At 63.4% G+C, this 246-nt stretch carries 1 protein-coding gene; it reads right to left on the bottom strand.

Annotated elements, in window-relative coordinates; translation table 11 throughout:
- Positions 1 to 104: 104 nt before the first annotated feature.
- The coding region (locus EOD29_RS34145) for a GTP-binding protein (RefSeq protein ID WP_206520612.1) at positions 105 to 246 on the bottom strand (142 nt) is incomplete at its 5' end.

The raw sequence follows: 246 nt of genomic DNA on the forward strand, positions 1-246 counted from the left end.
TCGGCAGCCGAAAGAAACAGGATATCGCCGGGCGACTGGCCGAGGTCGATCGCCTCCTCGCCGTCGCTGATCGTTCCCTTCTGGGCAAGAAGCAGATGCATCGATTATCCTTGAACGAGCGCTTCGATCGCCTTGCGTACCGCGTCCTCGTTCATTTCATGCAAGCCGATGACGACGAGGCGCGTGCGGCGCGCCTCGCCCGCTGCCCAGGCGCGGTCGAAATACTGGTCGATGCGGCTGCCGACG

The sequence above is a fragment of the Mesorhizobium sp. M1A.T.Ca.IN.004.03.1.1 genome (assembly GCF_003997555.1).
GTDB lineage: Bacteria > Pseudomonadota > Alphaproteobacteria > Rhizobiales > Rhizobiaceae > Mesorhizobium.